Annotated in this window: 12 protein-coding genes; 11 read left to right on the forward strand and 1 reads right to left on the reverse strand. The window is 40.2% G+C overall.

The features are described 5' to 3' along the window. Positions 1–3: 3 nt before the first annotated feature. The 6 genes from FBD94_RS05245 (at position 4) to FBD94_RS05270 (ending at position 11,915) form a co-directional block, all read left to right on the forward strand. Entirely contained in the window at positions 4–1,503 is a 1,500-nt protein-coding gene (locus tag FBD94_RS05245; RefSeq protein WP_136879382.1) for a sulfatase-like hydrolase/transferase, read from the forward strand. A gap of 8 nt (positions 1,504–1,511) precedes the next feature. Next, a complete protein-coding gene (locus tag FBD94_RS05250; protein ID WP_235884376.1) occupies positions 1,512–2,900 on the forward strand; it encodes a sulfatase family protein in 1,389 nt (462 codons plus the stop codon). A 3-nt stretch (positions 2,901–2,903) separates the two neighbouring features. Then, complete coding sequence (locus tag FBD94_RS05255) at positions 2,904–5,546, forward strand: DUF4962 domain-containing protein (RefSeq protein ID WP_136879384.1); 2,643 nt, start codon at positions 2,904–2,906, stop codon at positions 5,544–5,546. Positions 5,547–5,561: 15 nt separating this feature from the next. After that, positions 5,562–9,629, forward strand: a complete 4,068-nt coding sequence (locus tag FBD94_RS05260) for a hybrid sensor histidine kinase/response regulator transcription factor (protein WP_136879385.1) — start codon at positions 5,562–5,564, stop codon at positions 9,627–9,629. A 99-nt stretch (positions 9,630–9,728) separates the two neighbouring features. After that, entirely contained in the window at positions 9,729–10,646 is a 918-nt protein-coding gene (locus FBD94_RS05265) for an ROK family protein (RefSeq protein ID WP_136879386.1), read from the forward strand. 18 nt (positions 10,647–10,664) lie between these two features. Further along, positions 10,665–11,915, forward strand: coding sequence for an MFS transporter (locus FBD94_RS05270; RefSeq protein ID WP_136879387.1), 1,251 nt, complete (start codon positions 10,665–10,667; stop codon positions 11,913–11,915). A gap of 264 nt (positions 11,916–12,179) precedes the next feature. Here the strand turns inward: FBD94_RS05270 and FBD94_RS05275 are convergent, their stop codons facing one another. Beyond that, complete coding sequence (locus FBD94_RS05275; RefSeq protein WP_169472222.1) at positions 12,180–12,593, reverse strand: lipocalin family protein; 414 nt, start codon at positions 12,591–12,593, stop codon at positions 12,180–12,182. Positions 12,594–12,902: 309 nt separating this feature from the next. Between FBD94_RS05275 and FBD94_RS05280 the strand changes: the two genes are divergently transcribed. Genes FBD94_RS05280 through FBD94_RS05300 form a run of 5 tightly spaced genes read left to right on the forward strand, consistent with a single transcriptional unit; the run spans position 12,903 to position 25,141 of the window. Next, positions 12,903–15,614, forward strand: a complete 2,712-nt coding sequence (locus FBD94_RS05280; protein ID WP_235884377.1) for an alpha-d-galacturonidase — start codon at positions 12,903–12,905, stop codon at positions 15,612–15,614. After that, a complete protein-coding gene (locus FBD94_RS05285) occupies positions 15,614–17,167 on the forward strand; it encodes an MGH1-like glycoside hydrolase domain-containing protein (protein ID WP_131606545.1) in 1,554 nt (517 codons plus the stop codon). Before FBD94_RS05280 ends, FBD94_RS05285 begins: the two co-directional genes overlap by 1 nt. A 10-nt stretch (positions 17,168–17,177) precedes the next feature. Further along, positions 17,178–18,782 (forward strand): glycoside hydrolase family 28 protein, encoded by a 1,605-nt coding sequence (locus tag FBD94_RS05290; RefSeq protein ID WP_205945186.1) that lies wholly within the window; start codon positions 17,178–17,180, stop codon positions 18,780–18,782. A gap of 16 nt (positions 18,783–18,798) precedes the next feature. Then, entirely contained in the window at positions 18,799–21,621 is a 2,823-nt protein-coding gene (locus tag FBD94_RS05295) for a glycoside hydrolase family 95 protein (protein ID WP_235884378.1), read from the forward strand. Further along, positions 21,599–25,141 carry a malectin domain-containing carbohydrate-binding protein gene (locus tag FBD94_RS05300; protein WP_136879390.1) on the forward strand — a complete coding sequence of 1,181 codons (3,543 nt, stop codon included), beginning with the start codon at positions 21,599–21,601 and terminating at the stop codon, positions 25,139–25,141. The genes FBD94_RS05295 and FBD94_RS05300 overlap by 23 nt, the downstream gene beginning before the upstream one ends. Positions 25,142–25,146: the final 5 nt, after the last annotated feature.

Below are 25,146 nucleotides of genomic sequence, written 5' to 3' on the forward strand. Positions count from 1 at the left end.
AAGATGAAATTTAACAATTTTAAATACATCCCCGCTGCACTATTGATGGTGCTCATCTGGGCTTCCTGTGCTCCTGAAAAGAAGCAAGAACGTCCAAATATTCTAATGATCATGTCTGATAACCAGTCATGGAATCACGTAGGTAGTTATGGAGACAAAACTGTACGTACGCCTAATATGGATTTAATTGCCAAACAAGGGGTTCGTTTTACCAATGCTTTTTGCAGTTCTCCTTCTTGTACACCTGCAAGGGCAGGCATGTTAGCTGGACAAGATATCTGGCGTTTAAAAGAAGGTGCTAATTTATGGGGCGTATTGCCTGTTCAATACAAAGTTTATCCTGACATATTAGAAGAATCAGGTTATGCTGTTGGTTACCAGGGAAAAGGATGGGGACCAGGTAGTTTTGAAGCAAATAAACGTCTTAGAAATCCTGGAGGAAACAAGTTTTCTAGTTTCTCGGAATTCTTAAAGAATAAACCAGAAGGACCTTGGAGTTATTGGCTAAGTAGTTTGCATCCACATAGACCTTATGTAGAAGGTTCTGGAGAAAAAGCTGGAATAGACCCTGCCAAAGTAAAAGTACCTGGATATTTACCTGACCACATCGATATCAGAAAAGATATCGCTGATTATTATGCAGCAATAGAAACATTTGACAAAGAAATTGGTGAGACCCTAAAGGAACTGAAAGCAACTGGCCAATTGGAAAACACCGTTATTGTGATTTGCAGTGATAACGGTTGGCAAATGCCTCGTGGCTTAGCTAATTTATACGATTTTGGTACACATGTACCACTTATTATATCTTGGCCAGGTAAATTTAAGCAGGATGTAGTAGTTGATAATATGGTAACGCTAAACGATTTGGCTCCGACATTTTTAGCTTTGGGCGGAACTAAAATCCCTGCTGAAATGACAGGGAAAAGTCTGTTGCCAATAGTTGAAAAGGATGGAAAAGATGATTTACAAAGAGAGTATGTGGTGCTTGGTCGTGAGCGTCATGCTTTTGTTAGACAGCATGGTTTAGGTTATCCGGGTAGGGCAATACGTACTAAAGAATTTTTATATATTAAGAATTATGAGTCAAACAGATGGCCAGCGGGTGACCCACCGTTTTATGGGGATATAGATCCATATATGTTCAACTGGCCTGGTGCAACTAAGTACTATCTGATCGAAAATAGAAATGCCCCAAAAGTTAAACCATTTTTTGAATTGGCAATGGGCAAAAGGCCTGCTGAAGAGTTATTTGATATCAACAAAGATCCTGATCAATTACATAACCTGGCGGCAGATCCCGCATATGCGAAAATTAAACAAAAATTGGCCGTTCAAATGCGTGATTACCTGGTGAAAACACAGGATCCAAGAGAAACTGGTGGTGATACAAAGGTTTGGGATACGGCTGATTACTTTAGCGAAGTTGATAAAAAACCGAAACCAAGTAAGGAAATGCAAAAGCGTTTCAAATTGGATTCTGCTTACGATTATTTAAAATAAGGATGAAGATGTACAAAGTCAAAGGACTATTGATGGCTGCCGTTTTACTGGCAGGATTTGGAAATGCTAAGGCACAAGCCCAAAAGGCAAATGCTTCAAAGCCTAATATCATCATTATCATGACGGATCAGCAAACTGCTGATGCAATGAGTAATGCGGGTAATAAAGATCTACATACACCTGCCATGGATGTCCTGGCGGCAAATGGAACTCGTTTTACCCGTGCTTATTGTGCTCAACCACTTTGTACGCCTTCCAGATCATCGATCTTTAGTGGAAAAATGCCCCATGAAAGCGGCTTTACAGGAAATGCTCCTGAAAAAGACGGACAATGGCCGGATTCTGTACTGATGATGGGTAAAATACTAAAGGCAGGAGGCTATAAAACCGGCTATGTCGGCAAATGGCACCTGCCTGTTCCTGTTACCAAGGTAGAACAGCATGGTTTTGAAACCATCGAAAATACTGGTGCCGGGGATTATACCGACGCGGTTACACCATCACGTTGTGCTGCTTTTATTAAAAAAAATAAGGCTAATCCATTTTTGTTGGTAGCTTCTTTCCTTAATCCACATGATATTTGTGAGTGGGCTAGGGGCGACGAATTGAAAATGGATGTATTAGGTACAGCACCTGATACTGCATTTTGTCCTAAATTACCGGCCAACTGGCGCATCAATCCAAATGAGCCAGCTATCATCAGAGAACAACAAAAAGTAAGTCCGCGTACCTATCCATCTGTTGGATGGGACGAAACGCAATGGCGTAAATACCGTTGGGCTTATAACCGATTGGTAGAGAAGGTAGATAATTACGTGGCTATGGTTTTAGGCTCATTGAAGAAATATGGTATCGAAGACAATACCATCATCATTTTTACCAGTGATCATGGCGACGGTTATGCTGCACATGAATGGAACCAAAAACAGGTTCTTTATGAAGAATCAGCTAAAATACCATTTATGATCTCTAAGATTGGACAATGGAAAGCAAAAACCGACGATCAGTTGGTTTGCAATGGCATTGATATTATCCCTACAATTTGTGGCTTTACAGGTGTCGAAGCTCCAGCTTATTTAAAAGGGCTTGATTTAAGTAAACGTATTGAAAACCATGCAGTTAAACTGCGTGATACGCTAGTTATAGAAACAGACTTTGCTGATAATGAAATATTATTAGGTATTAAAGGTAGAGCGGTGATTACCAAAGATTTTAAATATATCGTTTACGATAAAGGAGAGATTAGAGAGCAATTGTTTGACCTTGAAAGCGATCCAGGTGAGACAAATAATCTATCCGTAAAATCTACCCATAAGAAGAAACTGAACCAAATGCGTAGCTATCTTAATAATTGGTGCAAAACACATCAAGATTCATTTTATGCGCTAAAAAAATAAAACATGGCTACAAGCTTAGCACTCATCCTTCAATCGGCCTTGCTTTTTTCGCCGGTTAACCAAACCAATCAACAGCAGGTTATTAAACAGCTGGATACTGGGATGCTTCACCCACGTACCCGCGAATGGGCATATCCTGTAAACCGTGTTGAAGTCCCCAATGACAGTCCATATTTGCTTTGGCCTGGGATAAAAGGTAAAACTGTAAAATACAAAGTGCTATTGGCAACAGATAGTCTGTTTAAAAAGGATGTGATTGCAGGTGCCGAACAACGTTGGGCGGTATACCCATTACATCGAAGCCTAAAACCAGGTAGATGGTATTGGAAATATGCCGCAGTGGAGCAAGCTGGAGGGAAATGGAACTGGTCGCCCGTATATGATTTTGTAGTTAAAAAGAAGGCAAAAAACTTGGCTGTTTCACCTGCTGTATCAACAGTGTTGGAAAAGAGTAAGGCTGCTCATCCTCGCTTATGGGGCATGAACAAAGATGCTGATGCTTTTTATACCAACAATCAGCAAAACCCCGAAGCGAAGCTTTTTATAGCTGCTTCAACGAAATTACTAGGGCAGCCTTTGCCTGAAGAAAAACCAACACGTCCACGCGATACCACAGGGATGACTGCCCTGCAACGCAAGCAGATGGTAGAGTTTATGTACCATGGCTTTGGCGAAAAGGTTGCTACACCCATCAGAAACTTATGTATTGCTTATCAGTTAAGCAAAGATGAACGTTTTATCAAAGAAGCGATAAAAAGAGCCGTTCATGTGGCTAAGATGAATCCGGAGAGCTTGGCTACCCGCGATGATTTTAACAATGGAAATATTCTTGAAGGTTTGGCCTGGCTGTATGATGCTGGATATAAGTTACTGACTGCAGAAGAAAAAGCTGTATTGAAAAAGACGATCGGCATACGTGGGCAAAGGATCTATGAAGGTTTGCCCAACCGCTTTGAACTTCAAATGTGTGATAACCATGTTTGGCAACATATTTTGCGCAATTTCTCTATTGCAGCGGTTGCTGTAGCAGGTGATTTGCCTGAAGCCAATGAATGGCTGACTTATGTGTATGAAGTATGGACTGCACGTTTCCCGGTATTGGGAACTAACGATGGAGGCTGGCACGAAGGTAATGGTTATTTTAGGGTGCATTATGAAACATTGATCTATTTGCCAGAGCTATTTGGTAATATTTCTGGGGTAGATTATTTTAAACAGCCCTGGATGCAGAATCTTCCATATTATCTGTTGTATAGCTACCCGCCAAATTCAACATCTACCGCGGTGGGTGATATGCACGAGAATTTAAAGGGGATGGTGAAGATGCAAGCCATATTTGCTGATGCACTTTCGATGAAAATGAACAATCCATACCTAAACTGGTATGTTTCAGAAATAAAGAAAAGTAAACCTGAATATTTTAAAGGGAATGATGATTTTCAGTTGTTTAGATTGTTGAATTTCAATCCAAAAGTGTTAAGAAAAACAGCTTTGCCTTCGGCTTTGCCAAAAGGTAGGGAATTTAGGGATATTGGTTTAGCAGCTATGCATTCCGACTTGACGCATGCAGATAACGAACTGGCGAGTTATTTAATGGCCAATCCTTTTGGTGCTGCGGGTCATGGTCATGCTGCTCAAAATGCATTTACGATCAATTATAAAGGTAAAAAGGTATTTGGTGGTACTGGATTTTACAGCAATTTTAGTGATGCGCATAACCTTTTGGATTATCGCTCATCGAGAGGATACAATACGATTTTAGCAGATAGCCTTGGCCAAAGGATAGGTGAGGATGGCTACGGATGGATGCCACGCTTTATGACGGGGGAGCATATTCAATACGCTTTGGGCGACGCCTCCAATGCCTATGGCGAGGTGAATACCGATTTTTGGTTGGGCCGCTTTAAAGAAATCGGAATTAAAGCTGATCAAAGTAGTGGTTATGGCAATTCTGGTGTGAAATTGTACCGAAGACACATGCTACAATTGGATAGCAATTATGTGGTGTTATATGATGAATTGGAAGCTGACAAACCTGTAAAATGGACTACCCAGCTACACAGCCCATTTGTAATGAATGGAAAAAGTACTGCAAATGCCCTACAACAGCAATTTGATGTGAAAATAGGATTTGGTAGTGTAAGCGCGGCTATTTACGGACACACTCCTTTGCAAATGGTCATACATGACAAATACAATTACCCTGCAAAAAACTGGAAAGGTAAGACCGATGATGAAGGAAATATCATCGAGTTCAAAAATCAATGGCATGCAGGTATAAGTACCGTTAATCCTGTGCAGGCAAATCGTTTTTTAACCATCATTCAGTTAAAAAACAAAACTGTAGAGGTGATTAAAGTAGTGAATGAGGTAAATGGACTTTACAACCTAAAAGTAGGCGGCTGGGATATTATGGCTGAGCTAAATGCGGCTAATTCAGCCTCGTTGGTTGTAAAATCAGCTGCTGAAAATGCTGCCTTTAGTTATGGTGTTATGCCAGTTAAAATAAACGGAAAAGTCTATGAGCACAGTCTAAAAGGTAGCTCTATGTTAATTGAATTCAAAAATAATACATTAAATAGGCAAGAAGTTGTGGATAGTTGGCCAGATGTAGTTAATTTTGATGCTGGATTTAAGCGTAAGTAATTTTGTGTCGGTGCTATGAGGAAAGCAATATCTTTTTGTCTATTGGTGTGGTTGGTGTTATCAGTCCAGATCATACACGCACAAGATATTGCTGAACAACCTGTAAAACGTTATTTTAGAGGTGTTTCTGTTGATAAAGGCTTGTCTCAAAGTACAGTGTTTTCTATTGTACAGGATACCCTTGGTTTTATGTGGATGGCCACTCAGGATGGACTTAATCGATATGATGGAGAAAGCTTTACGGTATACAGGTCTTCTAAAACCGACAAAACCAGTCTGCAATCCAACTATATCCGCAGCATTTACCTGGACCATAAAGGCCAGTTATGGGTGGGTGGTAACCAAGGTGTGAGTCGTTACGACTATGCAACTAATAGTTTTGAGAATTATAAATTACCACGCAAATCTGGCGAATGGTACATTTCATCAATTATACAAGATGCAGGGAAGTTGATCTGGGCCAGCTCAAGTGCAGGAGAGATCTTTTATCTGGATCAAGAAACCGCTCAGTTTAAGCAGATCAATTTTGATGCCTCTGCTTATGATATTAGGTCTATAACGCGCCTGGCCTTGTTAAAAAACACCTTGTTGGTGGGAACTGATGTTGGCTTGTTTAAGCTGAATGGGGCTACCAAGAAACTGACAGCTATAAATCTGGGTGTAGATAAGCCTAGAATCAATGAGGTTTTTATCGACGGGCAATCGTTATTGGTTGGTACCGAAGGTCATGGCTTAATTAAATACAGCACGACTACAGGTGCATTGAGTAATTATAGGCACAATACCAGCAATTCTACGGGACTTGCTGATAATGACGTTCGTGGCATCAATAAGGACGCACAGGGCAACATTTGGCTGGGTACCTTTAGAGGACTTTCCATCCTAGATGCTAAGGACGGTACTATTCAAAATTATTATCACCATGTTTCTATACCTTATACCATTAATCAGAACTCTGTACGTTGCGTATATCGCGATAAGCAGGATGGAATGTGGTTGGGTACTTTTTATGGTGGGATAAACTATTACCATCATAATGACATTAAGTTTAATATCTTAAATCAGAATACGGGAACGCTGTCTTTAAACGATCAGGTCGTAAATGTAATTAAGCAGGATAGTAAAGGTGATTTCTGGATCGGTACCAACGATAAAGGCTTAAATTATTGGAACAGAGAGGCCAATACAATTAAATATTATACCTACAAAGAATCTGGTCAGGGCGCAATAAGTTCTAATAACATCAAAGCTATCATTTTTGATCAGAGCGGTAAATTGCTGGTCGGTACGCACAATGAAGGATTGAATTACTTTGATCCCGCTACTGGAAAAAGTAGGGTGTACAAACATTCGTCTACAGATCCAAAAAGTATTGCGGGAAACATGGTTTATGCGTTGTTAAAAGACCATAAGAATCGAATATGGGTGGGTACACGTACCGGCTTTGATGAGTTTAATCTTGCCGACCAGTCTTTTAAACATGTTTACATTGATAAGGCTGGGAAGCGGTTAACTTCTGATGAAGTAACCTATTTGCTTGAGGATTCTAAAAAGAGAATCTGGATAGGTACAACAAATGGTGTAAATATGTTTTATCCGGATAATCAATTGTTTGATGCTTTTCCGGGTACTTTACTCAGCAATGATGTAGTAAGTTGTATCGCTGAGGACAATAAAAAGCGGATATGGATAGGTACTCGCGATGGATTAAACCTATTTGATGAAAGTAAGCGATCATTTGTCAGTTTTAATACGCGTAAGGATTTCCTTAAAGGAACGATCTATGGCATAGTACCTGATGATGAGGGTTTTTTATGGATTTCGACCAATAAAGGTTTGGTTAAGTTTAATCCGGATACCCGTAAAATACAGATTTTTGACAATAAGGACGGTTTGCAGAACAACCAGTTTAATCTCTATGCTTTTTGTAAGGCAGCCGATGGGATGATGCTTTTTGGGGGGATAAATGGGATTTCCTATTTCTATCCAAAAGCCTTAAAGCAAGAGCCAATGAAGTTAAAGGTAAACTTCACTGGTATCGAGGTATTTAATAAAACAGTTGTGCCTAATGATGGTTCAGATATCCTGGATCAACACATCGATCAGGCAAAAAGGTTGACTTTTAAGCATGAGTTTAAGCAGTTTACGATCTTTTTTAATGCTTTTAATTACATCTCACCTAATAAAACAAAATACGAATATAAGCTAGAAGGTTTTGATGTGGATTGGCAGATGGCCGAAGGCGTGTCTAAGGCTAGTTATACCAATGTGCAGCCCGGCAAATATGTATTTAAGGTAAGGGCTATTGGTCCTCTGGGCGAAAGTAGCGCAGAGAAAAGTCTGGATATCGTGATTTCACCACCTTGGTGGAACAGCGGTTGGTTTTACCTGCTAATGACCATATTGCTTGCTGCTGCTGGATACATGGTATATCGTGTGGTTTCTGAACGGATAAGAGCACAGCACCAACTAAAGCTGGAGCGTGTGGAACATGAAAAGGTCGATTACATCAACAAGATGAAAATGGAGTTTTTTACTAATGTTTCTCATGAGTTCCGTACGCCTTTAACCTTGATTCTTGCCCCATTAGAAGAAATTTTGAGCAAGCCAGTTACTGATAAACCGTTAAGGAAACATCATGAGTTGATGATGCACAATGCAAAGCGTTTGTATCACCTGGTTGAACAACTTTTTGATTTTAAGAAAGCGGAGTTAGGGACTAAAAAACTGAAGGTAAGTAAAGGGGATATGGTTAGTTTTATCCATGATGTTTATGGTTCGTTTACCACTTTATCTGAAAAGAACAAAGTCAATTATACTTTCCGATCTACAGAGGCGAGGTTGCCTTTCTATTTCGATAAGGATGCTGTAGAAAAGATTATGTTTAACCTGCTTTCTAACGCATTTAAATATACTCCAGAAGGAGGCTCAATAAATGTTGAATTTGCCAGTAAGAATGGTAATGCAGTCATTAAGGTGAGTGATACTGGAATAGGTATTGATGTGCAACATAAGGATAGGGTTTTCGATAGATTTTATCAGGTAGATGGCAGAGAGATGAACCTGGGATCAGGTGTTGGTCTGGCTTTCACCAAGCGCCTGGTTGAATTGCATCATGGATCAATAACTGTAGATAGTACGTTGGGTAAAGGCAGCGTTTTTGTTGTGGTTTTACCATTGGCAGATGAGTTTTATGATGCTGATGAACGTGTGGAAGCGCCAACGTATGAATTTTCTGTCGGAAATGAAGTCAGTAACCAGATTGAAGAAAATGAAGAATTTGAGGTGTTGGAAACGGAAGGCTCCGCTCTTGAAAAAGAGAAACTGATGGTGATTGATGATAATCCTGAAATAGTAGGTTATCTTAAAAATTACTTTGATCATATTTACCAGGTAAGCGTTGCTTATGATGGAAAGGAAGCATTAGCACTGTTGGAAGAAGAGCCTGTAGACCTGATCATTTGTGATGTAATGATGCCTGAGTTGGATGGGATACACTTTTGTAAGCGGATCAAACAAAATATTCAAACCTGTCATATTCCAGTGATCTTGCTGACCGCTAAAAACGAAACCAATCATCAGATTAAAGGATTGGAAGTAGGGGCCGATGATTATGTTACCAAACCTTTTTCTATCGCTCTGCTCGAAGCCAAGCTGCAAAACATCAGCCGTTCGCGTAAAAGGCTAAAAGAATATTATTCCAGCTCGAAAGAGATCGTTCCAGAAAATATAGCTTTCAATACGCTTGATGAGGACTTTTTAAGAGAAGCCATTGCCATAATTGAGTCGCACATTACTGAATCTGATTTTTCTGTAGATAAGTTTAGTCGCGAGATTGGTATGAGTAGGTCTAACCTTTATTTAAAATTGAAAGCCATTACCGGCGAATCTGCAACAGATTTTATCAAGCGTATCCGCTTTAAAAAAGCAGTAGAACTGATGGAGTCTCGGCAGTATACCATTGCGCAAGTTGCCTATATGTCGGGCTTTAATTCGCCTTCTTATTTCTCTACCGCTTTTAAGCAATATTATGATTGTATGCCAACAGAATACCTTGCAAAAAAGGATGGCGATGTTAATTAAACTTTTTTAGCACAAAATCTAAATCATTTAAGACAATATTGAAATCTTCCCGGGGTCTTTACAACTAATTTCGATTTTGTAATTGAAACCTGAGAAAAATTGACAAAATCGTATGCTATAGGAATTGATGTGGGTGGTTCATCTTTAAAATGTGGACTGGTAAGCAACACGGGAGAAGTGATCTATTCCTTTTTATTTCCGCTAAATAATATTTTAACAGAGGGCGAAGTCATTGCATTAATCAATGCAGCTATTCGTAAGTGCGTGGAGCATGCTCCCGAAAAAGTAATTGGAGTAGGTATCGGTTTCCCTGGTATTGTAGACCAGAATATAGTGATCGCTGGCGCGGATAATCTTCCCGGATTTGAAAACCTGGATCTAGGTAAAATCATTGCTGCTTCTACCAGTTTAAATGTGGTGATTGATAATGATGCCAACATGATGGGCTGGGGTGAACTTGTTTATGGGGCTGCCGGCGATTGTACCGATGTGGTTTTTCTAACTATTGGCACAGGAATCGGAGGTGGGTTGATCATCGACGGTAAGTTGTATGGTGGTTATAAAAATAGGGGTACAGAATTGGGACACATCACTATCCAGCATGCTGGAATAGCATGTTCTTGTGGATCATCAGGTTGTTTCGAAGCTTATGCTTCCGTAACTGCCTTAATTAATGATTATGCCTTGCTGCATGGTACAGGTACAGAAGGCATCACCGGAAAAATGATTGTAGAGAATTATCTGGCCAAAGAGCAGAAAGCCATCTCGGCTATGCAAAAACATTTCGACTACATGGCTACAGGTATTGCTAGTTATATAAATGTATTTAGTCCGCAAAAAGTAGTGCTGGGCGGTGGTATCACTGAATCTGGTAAATTCTATATTGAAGAAATCAAATCAAGAGTGATGGAAAGGGTGATGCCTGGAACCTCACAGTACACCCACATTGTGGCTGCAAAATTAGGTAATCAGGCAGGATTGCTAGGTTGTGCAGCAAGAGTATTTTCAAAATTTTAACCATTTATAAGAATTTGTATGCAGCGTAATAATTTTTTGGTTGGCGTGATCCTATTGATCTGGTTCGTCATCTCATTTGTGACTAACATCCTTGGGCCATTGATGCCCATCATCATTCAGACTTATAAATTGAGCCTTACGATGGCGGCTTTTTTGCCTTTTTCGTTCTTTTTGGCTTATGGAATTATGTCTATTCCATCGGGGATGATGATTGAGCGAATTGGGGAGAAGAAATCGATGTTGATCGCTTTTTCCTTGAATTTTATTGGTGCCTTAGCTTTCGGTTTATATCCGCAATATGGCATTGCACTAGGCTCTCTATTTATCATTGGGATAGGAATGGCAATGCTACAAGTGATTATTAACCCGCTAATGCGTACTGCAGGTGGCGAAGAGAACTTTGCTTTCTTTTCGGTGATGGGACAATTGGTGTTCGGATTGGCTTCCTTTATCAGCCCCTTTGTATTCTCTTATCTTTTAGCCGCACTATCTACCAGTCCGATTGAAAATCCGTTAATAGCTATGCTAGCAGGTTTGGTAAAAGACAATTTATCATGGACTGCATTGTATTGGCTGTTTAGCTTTATCTTTTTATTGATTCTATTGTTACTTTCCTTTATCAAAATGCCTGTGGTAGAATTAAAGGATGATGAGAAATCAGGAGCTAAAGGTGTTTATCTGGGCTTGCTTAAAAACAAAGAAGTGCTGTTGTTTTTTGTTGGGATAGTCGCTTATGTGGGAACAGAGCAGGCATTGGCCAATTGGATGTCTGAGTTCTTAAGGGCTTACCATGGTGTAGATCCTAATCAAGAAGGAGCACAGGCGGTGGCTTGGTTCTGGGGCTTAATGTCGCTAGGTTGTTTATTGGGTTTGGCTTTATTAAAATTATGGGATTCTAAATTAATTCTTAAAATAGCTACACTGATTTCGATGGTTACAGTTTCTGTGGCTTTATTTGGGGATAAGGATATGGCATTATATGCTTTTCCGACAGCAGGATTCTTTATCTCTGTCATGTTCTCTATTATTTTCTCATTAGCTTTAAACTCGGTAGCGCAACATCATGGTTCTTTTTCAGGGATTCTGTGTTCAGGTATTTTTGGCGGGGCGTTGGTACCGTTAATTATTGGTTCGTTGGGCGATGCAATAGGCTTGCGTTATGCGCTGATGTTCGTTTACATCACATTGGCTTATATCCTGTTTCTAGCTTATTATGCTAAGCCGATGATTAACAACAAGACCGTAAGTTTGAAAGAATTGTTTAATTAAAGGCTTGCATAGGCCTTCGGTAAGGCTTCGGACACGCGTTTACCTTTAAAGGAGCCTTTAAGGGTTGTCAAAGGGCTTTCATAGGACTATTAGTCCTACGAGGTGCCTACGATATTCCTATGGTACTCCTTATCCGATCCTAACCCTGAGCAAGGCTTCCCGAAGGATCTCCAAAAGTTGATCAAACTCTCAGATTTTTCCTCCTTAAATATAAAAAAGGCAGTATCAATTCATGATACTGCCTTTTACAGATGGTACTGTTAACTACTTTTTAAACGTAGTTTCAGTTGTATACTTGATTTGATCTGATCCAGCTTGCTGAACCAGCTCGTTAAATATAACCAGCTCACTGTTGTTGATCTTTCTGATTTCGTACAATTCATCTTCGCCATCTTCAAGATCTTTGAGGATTAATTGTGTGCCGTTTATTTTGTAACTGAATTGATCACCTTCGTTATCGGCTGCAGTTCCATTGCTCTTAAACTCAACATAATTAGAGCGATCGGGAGCAGTTTGGCTACTTTGATCTGTTACTTTTCCGTTTGTATATACGATGTTAATATAAGAATGTAGGTACCATTTGCCTACAATACCGCCGGCATCTTCGTCTTTGTCTTTTTTACATCCTGTGATGGTTACAGTTGCAATGAGTAATAATAGTAAAGTAAAATTTTTCATAATCATTCTGTTTAAATAGGTTTTAAATTTTGTGTAAAAAAACAAATTCATAAAATGGCTTACAATACCTAGAAATGGGTATTTATAGGCAAGTATTACGCTGAGTATCACAGCTTTTTTACAGCTTAAAATGCCCAATGGCAACATCGTACAGGATTTTGGGGAAATACTACAGTAAAGCCTGTACGTCAGTTACTATATTTGATATTTGCATATTTAACCAAATATTTCTGAATCTGTTTTAAGCTTCAGATTTGCTGAAATCTGTATTGAATGAGAAATTTCCCCATTTTTATTTGTTTATGCTTTATGCTTTTTAGCACTATCGAATCCGGTGCAACAGTAGCTTATAAAAAAAATAAACGAACCATCGTTATTCCTGCTCAAAGTAATCCGAGGGTCAAGTTTGGAGCCGATAAATTAGCAAAGTCTTTATCATTAATTGGTTATGATGTTAAGATTGTACAGAACGATAAAGCACCAACTGGCACTGAGCTGATTTTAATCGGTGTAAAAGGAGATCAACTATTAACGGGTTTATCAACACTAATCAATAATTCAGGTAAAGCGCCCGGGAAAGAAGGCTTTAGCATCAATTATACTAAAAACAAGAACCTCGTTATCGAAGGTACAGATCCTTCTGGCGCCTTGTACGGTTGCATGGAATTGGCCGATGGGATAAAAATCAAAGGTAAACTCCCAGATAATATAGCGCTCACTGATCAGCCGGAGATGGTATTGCGTGGCACTTGCATTGGTTTACAGAAGCCCGATTACCTGCCTGGTAGAGATGTGTATGAATATCCTTATACACCAGAAACGTTCCCTTGGTTTTATGATAAAGCACTATGGTTACAATATTTAGATATGATGGTAGAGAACCGTTACAATTCATTGTATCTCTGGAATGGGCACCCTTTCTCCTCGTTAGTGCGACTTAAAGATTATCCTTATGCAGTAGAGGTAGACGATGCAACCTTTAAAAAGAACGAAGAGATGTTTAAGTTCTTAGCTCAGGAAGCTGATAAACGTGGTATTTGGATCATTCAGATGTTTTATAATATTCTTATTCCAAAACCTTTTGCAGAAAAACATCACTTAAAAACTCAGGATAGAAATCGGCCAATTATTCCTTTGATAGCCGATTACACCAGAAAGTCTATTGCGGCATTTGTAGAAAAGTATCCTAATGTAGGTTTGTTGGTTGCTCTCGGTGAGGCTATGGAAGGAGTGGGACAAGATGATATCGATTGGTTTACAAAGACCATTATTCCTGGTGTAAAAGATGGATTAAAAGCTGCAGGTATTAAAAATGAACCACCAATTGTATTGAGAGCCCATGATACCGATGCGCCAAGTGTGATGGCAGCATCCTTACCGCTCTATAAAAATTTGTATACAGAAAATAAGTTTAATGGTGAAGCCTTAACAACTTATACCCCAAGAGGAAGCTGGGCAGAATTGCACAGAAAGTTGAGTGCAATTGGTACCGTTCATATCGCCAATGTACATATTCTGGCCAATCTGGAACCTTTTCGCTATGGATCTGCTGATTTTATCCAGAAATCTGTGCAGGCCATGAACAAAATATATGGCGCCAGAGGCTTGCACCTTTATCCTCAGTCTGGGTATTGGGATTGGCCTTATACGGCCGATAAGATTACCGAAAGGCAGTTGCAGGTTGATCGGGATTGGATTTGGTATAAAGAATGGGGCAGGTATGCATGGAACTCTACCAGGGATAGAAATGAAGAAATTAATTACTGGGGACAGGAATTAGCCAATAAGTACGGTACTGATCTTAATGCTGGGAAAGCAATTCTGGATGCTTATGAAGAATCGGGAGAAATCTCTCCTAAGCTTTTGCGTCGTTACGGGATTACTGATGGAAACAGGCAGACTTTAACATTAGGGATGCTGATGACGCAGCTGATTAACCCTTACCGTTATGGCTTATTTACCTTAATGTACGAATCTGAAGCTCCGGAAGGTGAAATGATCATTGAGTATGCAGAGAAGGAATGGAAAAAACAGGGACATATTGGTGAAACACCAGTTCAAGTGGCCAAAGAGGTGATCGAACATGGTAAGAAAGCATTGGTGGCGATCAACAAAGCTTCGTCGACAGTTACTAAAGATACAGCTGAGTTTAGAAGGCTTAGAAACGATATGCACTGCTACGATGCAATGGCGAATTTTTATGCTGAAAAAGTGAAATCTGCACTATGGGTTTTGCGCTTTAAATATTCTAATGATGTAGCGGATTTAGAGAAGGCCTTACCATTTTTGGAGAAGAGTGTGGCTCATTATGCTGACCTGGTTAAATTGACTCAGAATGATTACCTGTATGCAAACAGTATGCAGACCAAACAGCGTAAAATACCGATGCGTGGGGTGGATAAAACGTTTATTCACTGGAAAGAAATGCTACCCGTGTTTACCAAAGAGTTGAACCACTTCAAAAGGAGCATTGACTCTTTGAAATCAGCTGGTTCAGGAAAAGCAAACGTGTTAATGCCATTTAAAAATGCTTCCGTTAAACTATTGTCAGGCAACGAAAGCTATGTAATTAGTAAAGATGCGCTGGTATTTACTGATTCGGTAGCGAAGATAAAAGACATTACGAAGCAATTGGTAGGGCTTAAAGGCTTGAAGTTGAATAAAGCGCAACAAATAAAATCGGGTACTACACTCAAGTTTAGCAATACTGTACCTGTAAAAGTATTGATAGGTTTCTTCAATAAAAAAGGCCCTGGTTACCTCGCTGCGCCTGAACTGGAAACTGATGCAAGTGCAAATAATTACGGACAATCCGAGATCAAGATCTCTAATGCCTTGGTTTTAGATGGGTATCCCCCAATTAATGTACATGCTTATTCGTTTGAGCCAGGAACAAATACCTTAACTTTAGGAAAGGGTGCTTGTATGGTTCTTGGTTTTATTAATGAGAATCAGGAAATGCGCATTTATAACGCAGGATTGGATGGTAAGGGTAAAGATATTGACTGGTTATTTGAATAATGATGAATAGAAAGAAATTGATAGCTATTGCCTTGTTTTTGTTAGGAGGAACAGGAGTCTTTGCACAGTCGCAAGTGGGACAGGCAAAGCTTAAAAAATACGTGACTTACTTTAACTCCATTGATACGGAGGCGGTAAAGAACTTTGTGCCTAATGCACAAGCATTTGATTGGTTGGTGCAAAATGTGCCTTTGTTGGATTGTCCGGATGAGGTGTTGGAGCAAAACTATTATTACCGCTGGTGGTCTTTCCGTAAGCACCTTGTAAAGACACCTGAGGGCTTTATTTTCACAGAGTTCATAGAACCGGTTAAACATGCCGGTAAATACAATTCCATCAGCTGTGCGTTGGGACATCATATCTACGAAGGCCGTTGGCTTAAAAATACCGATTACTTGAAGGAGTACATTGATTTCTGGCTATATCATGCTGATGTTGGTCAGACTAAGCAACGTTTCCACCAGTTTAGCAGTTGGTTGGACGATGCGGTTTACCAGAATTATCTGGTAACACCCGATCTAGCTCATTTAAAGCGGATTTTGCCAGCACTAGATGCCGATTATGCCAAATGGGAGAAGGAAAGACAGCTAAAAAGTGGTTTGTTCTGGCAATTTGATGTAAAAGATGGTATGGAAGAGTCTGTTAGTGGATCGAGGAAAGATCAAAACAGACGACCAACCATCAGCAGCTATATGTACGGAAATGCTAAAGCGCTGGCCAGTATAGCTGATCTAACCGGTGATAAGGCATTGGTGCAGAAATATAATGGCAAAGCTGCACAACTTAAAAAGTTGGTGCAGGATAGCCTTTGGGATAGCAAAGATAGCTTCTTTAAAACTAAACACCCTGATGGGCAGTATGCTCGCGCTCGTGAAGCCATCGGCTTTGTACCATGGGATTTTGACCTGCCAGCAGATCAAGCCGTTTATGCCAAGGCCTGGGATCAAATATTGGATACCGCAGGATTTAATGCGCCATGGGGCTTAACGACTGCCGAAAGAAGGGAGCCGACATTTAGAACCAGGGGTTCTGGACATAGTTGTGAGTGGGATGGTGCTTTATGGCCTTTTGCCAGCTCTCAAACCTTAAAGGGCTTAGCAAATTTGCTAACCAATTATAAGCATCACGGTAAAATGACATCAAAAGTCTTTTATGATGAACTGCACAAATACGCGAAATCTCATCAAAAGAATGGTAAGCCTTATTTGGGAGAGTATCAGGATGAAAAGAATGGGGAATGGTTGAAAGGAGATAATCCAAGAAGTAGTTTTTATAACCACTCTACCTTTTGCGATTTGGTGATCAATGACCTAATCGGGATTAAACCAAGGGCTGACCATGCTGTCGGTTTTTATCCGCTTATTCCTGAAGGACAATGGGACTGGTTTTCATTGGACAACATTTCTTACCACGGAAAAACGCTTAAGGTGGTTTGGGATAAAACCGGTAAGAAATATAAAAAGGGAAAGGGATTGTACATCTATGCAGATGGCAAAGAAATTTATCGTGCCGCGAACTTAAAGCCAGCAGTAATTCAAATAAATAAAAATTAATATAGCCGAAATGAAGTTTTATAGCCCGTATCCTATCGTCAGAATAGTTGTCGTTTTTATGGTATGCTGTTTTGCAATGGTATTAAATGTCAATGCGCAATCTTATTACAATGTATTGAAATATGGTGCAAAGAACGATAGTAGTAAGCTGGCTACAATAGCGATTAAAAAGGCCATTGATGCAGCTTCAAAAGCTGGTGGGGGTACTGTTTATTTTCCTGCCGGAAAGTACTTAACTGGGGCAATACATCTGAAAAGTAACATTACCATTTTTATTGATGCTGGAGCAGAACTTCATTTTAGTGATAATTTTGATGATTACCTGCCTATGGTAAAGAGCAGGTATGAAGGAGTTGATGTAACTAGTTTTTCCCCTTTATTTTATGCTTATGAAGCAGACAATATCGCGATTAAGGGGCGCGGTATTATAGATGGACATGGTAAAAAATGGTGGGATTTTGTAGAAGGTTATAAAGAAGGCCAACCACGATCTAAATGGCAACACCAGTTTGATACGCTCAATAAGGATATTTTAATGCCTGATGAGCCTAAGCAGATGAAACGTGGTTTTTTGCGTCCACCATTCATTCAAACGATGTATTGTAAAAATGTATTGATAGAAGGCATTACCATCCGTAATTCTCCTTTCTGGACTGTTAATCCTGAGTTTTGTGAAAATGTAACTGTTCATGCCGTAACGATTAATAACCCTGGTTCTTTTGCTCCAAATACGGATGGCATTAATCCGGAGTCTTGTAAGAACGTACACATTTCTGATTGCCATATTAGTGTTGGTGATGACTGTATTACCATTAAATCGGGTAAAGATGCACCGGGTAGAAAAATGGCTGCCCCGGCAGAGAATTATACCATTACCAATTGCACCATGTTATCTGGTCATGGCGGAGTGGTTATTGGTAGCGAAATGTCTGGCGATGTGCGAAAAATCACCATTTCTAATTGTGTATTTGATGGCACGGACCGTGGAATCCGGATCAAATCCGCTCGCGGTAGGGGTGGCGTAGTTGAAGAAATCAGGGTGGATAACATTATCATGAAAAATATAGGTCAACAAGCTATTGTGCTTGATCTTCAGTATGCTAAATCAATAGTTGAACCTGTTTCTGAGCGTACACCAAGGTTTAGGAACATCCATTTTAGTAACATAACGGGCCAGGTTAATCAGGCTGCTTATTTGAATGGATTAGAAGAAATGCCTATTGAGAATATCAGTTTTAACGACATTAATATGGATGCTAAAACGGGATTTGATATCCATAATTCCAGCAGAATAGAATTTCATAATGTGCAGGTGAATACAGAAATAGGCCCTTCAGTGAAAGTTGAGAATGTAAATATGTTGACTGTTAATGGGTTGAAGAGTTATTCGCCTCATAAAAATTCAGCAGTAATAGACCTTAAAAACGTAACAGACGCATTTATTTACAATTCTTTCCCGGTTGCAGGCACGGAAATCTATTTAAAAATTATTGGAGAAAAAAGTAAAAATATAACGCTAGGAAATAATAACTTTAGTCATGCTAAAACTCCTGTTTTAACTGCGAGGGAAGTTACAGAAGGAGTAAGGGTTATTTCGGGAGATTCAATTAAGTAATTTAATTTGTATCAACATGAAATTCATGAGCTCCTCGACCTGGATGTATGTAGTAGTGATCAACTGTTTGACCATTATACATGCCAATGCCCAACAACCTGCCTATCAACTTTGGTATACCAAACCTGCGGTAAAATGGACTGATGCTTTGCCCATTGGCAATGGACGTATCGGAGCCATGATATACGCCGGAGTAGAAAAAGACCATATTCAGTTTAATGAAGAGACCTTATGGACAGGTGGCCCTAGAGATTATAATCATAAAGGGGCTGCAAGCGCTCTTGGCGAGATTAGGAAATTACTTTTTGAAGGGAAACAAGAAGCCGCAGAAAAGCTAGCTACTGAAAAATTTATGGGTAGCCAGAGTGGAGCGGGGGACAGGGATAAATGGACTGCCGAAATGAAAGCCTTGAAAGGTATGCAGGGTAATCCGGCTTTAGAGAGTTATGACGACAAGGAATGGAAAACGATTAAAGTTCCAAGTTATGAAGGTTGGGAAACGGTAGGGTTATCAGGCTTTGATGGTGCAGTATGGTTACGTACTACCTTTGATGCACCTGAAGGCTGGATTGGCAAAGATTTGGTACTCGACCTGAACCGCATCCGTGATCAGGATTTTACTTATGTGAACGGAACATTGGTTGGCAATACAGATGGTACAACACCGAGAAAGTATACGATTCCAGGTAAATTGATTAAAAAGGGAACAAATACCATTGCCATACAAGTATTGAATTATTTCGATAAAGGTGGCATTGCAGGCTATAAAGATACGAGTCGGGCTATAGCAGTTTATCCGGAAGGTGATCAGCCAGAAAAGGGAGTATCACTGGTTAAAGAATGGAAATATAAAATACAGAACGATGAACCACCAGTAGTGTCGCAGTTTCAGGCAAGTTATCAACCCTTTGGCGACTTATACCTGAATTTTAAAAACCATACTGCTTCAGTTACTAATTACAAGCGCAAACTAGATTTAAGTACAGCAATTGCCAGTACATCTTATGCCTTAAACGGAGTAAATTATTTGCGTGAATATTTTGCAAGTCAGCCTAATCAGGCTGTTGTAATTCGCTTAACTGCCGATAAAAAAGGAAGCATTAGTTTAGATGCTTTGCTGGCTAGTCCACATAAATATTCTGTTGTTAAAAAACTAAACGAAACCACCATTTTGCTTAGTTTAAGTGTAAGAGGAGGTGTTTTAAAAGGTCAGAGTCAGCTAAAGGCGGTGGTCACAAAAGGGAAGTTGTTGGTTAGTCAGGGCAAGTTAAGCATCAGCAATGCTGATGAAGTTGTTCTTTACCTTACCGCGGGTACCAACTTTATCAACGATAAGAATGTGGCTGGAAATCCTGCTATTGCTTGTTTAAATGCCATTACAAGCTTACAGAATAAAACTTATGCTCAAGTTAAAGCAGCACATGTAAAAGAGTACCAGAAATACTATAATCCTTTTTCTATTAGTTTTGGAAAGAGTGAGCATGAAAACTTACCTACCGATGAGCGTATTGAAAAATTTGCAGGGTCGTCTGATGCTCCATTTGCGGCTTTATATGTGCAATATGGCAGGTATTTGTTGATTTCCAGTTCACGACCGGGAACACAGCCCGCAAATTTACAGGGCATTTGGAATGATTTGTTAACTCCACCATGGGGAAGTAAGTACACGACCAATATTAACTTGGAAATGAATTATTGGCCAACAGGTATTTTGAATCTTGGTGCCATGAATGAGCCTTTGTTTAAAAAGATGCAAGGACTTGCAAAAAATGGTGCTGTGACGGCTAAAGTACACTACAATGCAAATGGCTGGGTGTTACACCACAATACCGATCTGTGGAATGGTACGGCACCTATCAATGCGTCTAATCATGGGATCTGGGTTTCTGGCGCAGGTTGGTTAAGTCAGCATTTATGGGAGCATTACCAGTTTACGCAAGACAGGCTTTTTCTTAAAAATGAAGCCTATCCTTTAATGAAGCAGGCGGCAGTTTTCTTCGTAGATTTCTTAATTAAAGATCCTAAAACGGGCTGGTTGATCAGTACCCCTTCTAATTCTCCAGAAAATGGAGGGCTCGTGGCGGGACCAACTATGGATCATCAGATCATCCGGACATTATTTAAAAACTGTGTTGCAGCCAGTGAACTGCTAGGAGCGGATGCTGAATTTAGAAAAGTGCTGCAGGAAAAAATGACACTGATTGCACCCAATCAGATTGGTAAATATGGACAGCTGCAGGAATGGCTGGAAGATAAAGACGATACCACCAATGTACATCGGCATGTTTCGCATTTATGGGGAGTGCATCCGGGCAACGACATTACCTGGGATACACCAGATATGATGCGGGCCGCACGGCAGTCGCTGATCTATAGAGGTGACGCGGGGACAGGTTGGAGCCTGGCTTGGAAGATCAATTTCTGGGCAAGGTTTAAAGATGGCGATCATGCGATGAAAATGGTGAAAATGCTGATTAGTCCTGCCGAAAAAGGCGGGGGAGCTTACGTGAATCTATTTGATGCACATCCACCATTTCAGATTGATGGTAATTTTGGTGGTGCCGCGGGAATTGCCGAAATGCTTTTACAAAGCCATACCCAGTTTGTTGAATTGTTGCCTGCATTACCTGCAGATATCACAGAGGGTGAAGTGAAAGGGATGTGCGCGCGTGGAGGTTTTGAATTAAATTTTAAATGGAGTAAGGGTGTGTTAACAACATTAGAGATCTCTTCGAAAACAGGAGGTGTATGCTTGTTGCGGTACGGAAATAAAATTACCAGTATCGCCACACAAAAGGGGGAAATATATAAATTGAATGGAGATTTGGAGCGATTATAAAAGAAAACTTATTGTTTTTTTGATAGGTATTCTTTTAACAGGCACAGGTTTTGCACAGACAGGACTACGTAAAAGCACTACACTAAATAACAACTGGCAAAGTATTGCCAATGATACAAATATCAATGCCTATACTGGTTTTGAACAAAGCAGCTTTAATGACAAAAGTTGGAAAACAGTCAATGTTCCGCACAATTGGGACCAATATGAGGGCTACCGTAGAATGTTGCATGGCAACAGACATGGCTATGCCTGGTACCGTAAAACCTTTACAACTACAACGGCAGCAAAAATTGGAAAGCGTTTCTTCCTTTATTTTGAAGGCGTAGGCTCGTATGCTAGTATTTGGCTAAATGGTAAGAAGGTGGGCTACCATGCAGGTGGCCGTACCACTTTTACATTGGATGTAACGAATGTGATCAAATTAAACAATCAACCTAACTTGTTGGCTGTACGTGCTGATCATCCGGCGAATATCCAAGACTTGCCCTGGGTAGATGGAGGCTGTTCGACAGAAAGGGGTTTTTCTGAAGGCTCTCAGCCAATGGGGATTTTCAGACCAGTACATTTGGTTGTGACGAGTGACGTTAGGATTGAACCTTTCGGTGTGCACATCTGGAATGATGATCAAGTATCTGAGAAATCAGCGATGCTGAAAATGGAGACGGAAATTAAGAATTATGGTGCAAGGACTCGTACTATAACCGTACTGAGCCAGTTATTTGATCAAGATGGTAAAAAAGTAACAGAAAGTAGAAACATAAATAGGTTATCGCCTGGTAAGACATTAACAGTAGCTCAGCAAACGGCACAATTGAAAGATGTAAAGCTATGGTCTCTAGAAAATCCTTACTTATATACGCTTAAAACAAGCATTGCAGAAGGGAATAAAGTGATTGATGAGTTGAGTACGCCTTATGGTATTCGTTGGATTAGCTGGCCAATAGGAGCAAAACCGGCAGATCCTAAACGATTTTTATTGAACGGAAAGCCTGTCTTTATCAATGGAGTAGCGGAGTATGAGCACCTGATAGGAAATAGTCATGCTTTTAGTGCTGAGCAGATCAGATCTCGCGTGATGCAGATTAAAGCCGCCGGTTTTAATTCTTTTCGCGATGCGCACCAGCCACATAACTTGCTTTACCAGGAATATTGGGACAAGTTGGGCATTTTATCCTGGACGCAGATGGCTGCTCATATCTGGTACGATACGCCTCAATTTAGGGCTAACTTTAAATCATTGCTTACCGATTGGGTAAAAGAACGACGCAATAGTCCTTCGGTGGTATTATGGGGACTGGAAAATGAAAGCACATTGCCCGAAGATTTTGCTAAAGAGTGCACCGAGCTTATCCGTAAGCTTGATCCTACGGCATCTGCACAGCGAAAAGTAACCACTTGTAATGGTGGTAAAGGAACGGATTGGGATGTACCACAAAACTGGACAGGTACTTATGGTGGCGATCCCTTAACGTATGCAGATGATATACAAAGACAGGTGCTTATTGGCGAGTATGGCGCCTGGCGGACGCTTGATTTGCATACCGAAGGCCCCTTTATGCAAAAAGCTGTGTATAGCGAAAATAACATGACTCAATTGATGGAGACCAAGGTTAGGCTTGCTGAATCTGTAAAAGATAAGACGACAGGGCATTATTTCTGGTTGTTCAGTTCGCATGATAATCCGGGTAGGGTACAAGGTGGAGAGGGCTTAAGAGAGTTGGATCGTGTAGGGCCTATAAATTACAAAGGTATGTTTACGCCCTGGGAAGAGCCTTTGGATGTATTTTATATGTTTAGAGCCAATTATGCGCCAAAACAAACGGAGCCTATGGTGTATATTGTTTCGCATACCTGGCCAGAAAGATGGCTGAAACCGGGTAAAAAAGACAGCATTACAGTATATTCTAATTGCGATGAGGTAGAGCTTTTTAATGATGTAAACAAGGCATCCTTAGGGAAAAGAAAACGAGGTATTATTGGCACCCATTTCCAATGGGACGCCGTTGATGTCCAATATAATGTGCTTTATGCAGTGGGCTATGTAAATGGAAAAGCTGTTGCTAAGGATTATATTGTATTGAATAATTTGCCACAGGCGCCTCATTTTAATGAATTTAATAAGGGGGCTGAAAACATAACGGCTTCTGTAAAAGATTATAATTATTTATATAGGGTAAACTGCGGTGGCGCAGCGTATACAGATCAGAATGGTCAATTATGGTCGGCCGATAGACAGCTAACGGATGGTGGTTTTGGTTCTCGGTCCTGGACGACAAATTTCCCTGGTATGCCTGCATTTTTTGCCAGTCAGCGCCGCACATTTGATCCGATTAAAGGCAGCAGAGACTGGAAGTTATTCCAAACCTTTAGATACGGTCGTGATCAGTTGAGTTATCATTTTCCTGTTCCAGATGGAGAATATATGGTAGAACTCTATTTTATTGAACCATGGTTAGGTACTGGCGGAGGTATGAATGCGGAAAGGATGCGTTTGTTTGATGTGGCTGTAAATGGGCATACACTACTTAAAGATATGGATATATGGACTGCAGTAGGGCATGACACTGCTTTAAAGAAAACAGTAAAGGCTAATGTTAAAGGCGGACAGCTCGTTATCTCCTTCCCTCAGGTAAAATCTGGGCAAGCGGTGATTTCGGCAATTGCTATTGCTTCGACAGCTAAAAGCATAAAACCGGCAAAGGAGAGTAAAAGTATTATTGAACTGACTAATGGAAGTAGTTTTAGATCAAATACATGGATGGATCTGGGCGATCAGCAATATACCGATGATCCTATTTATTTCAGTTCATTACCTTCAGCGCTGTACGGTGCAGAATGGGTACAGACATCTATTAAAACAACAACTGCTTTAGAGTTTAAGGTTAGTGCTGATGCGGATGTATATGTGGCAGTTGATGCTGTAGCTAAGCGGCCGGTTTGGTTGGCTAATTTTGAGGATACCAAAACAACACTGCAAAATAGCCGAGGACAAACCTTCAATGTTTATAAGAAACGCTATCTTAAGGATGAAATGGTAAGGCCTGGCGAAAAAGCACCTCATACAGCCATGTATACGATTGCTGTATTGCCTCTAAGCAATATGCAGCCTGCGTACGACCTTAAAACGGTAACGACCTACAAAGCAACGGATGCGAGTTTTAAAGGTGAGGGATTGGTAAAAGAAGAACTGATGGGCAAGGAGCGTGTTACCTTTAAAAAGCCGTCTGGAGATGTATTGGAATGGCACATGATAGTTGGTGTTGCTGATACCTATTCCCTTACCATAAAATATCATAATCCGTTTGAACGATCACTAAAAGGGAAAATAGAGGTGTTAACCATGGATGGCACTGTATTAAAAGCCGCCGAATCTGTTGAGTTTACACCAACAAAAAAAGGGAAATGGAATTATTTCAATACCAATACAGGCACAATGATCAACGCGGGTACTTATAGGGTCCGGTTAATTGCAGTAGATGCAGCGGGATTGAGTATGGATGGTCTTGATGTGCAATAAACTCT

The sequence above is a fragment of the Pedobacter hiemivivus genome (genome assembly GCF_005144565.1).
Lineage (GTDB): Bacteria > Bacteroidota > Bacteroidia > Sphingobacteriales > Sphingobacteriaceae > Pedobacter > Pedobacter hiemivivus.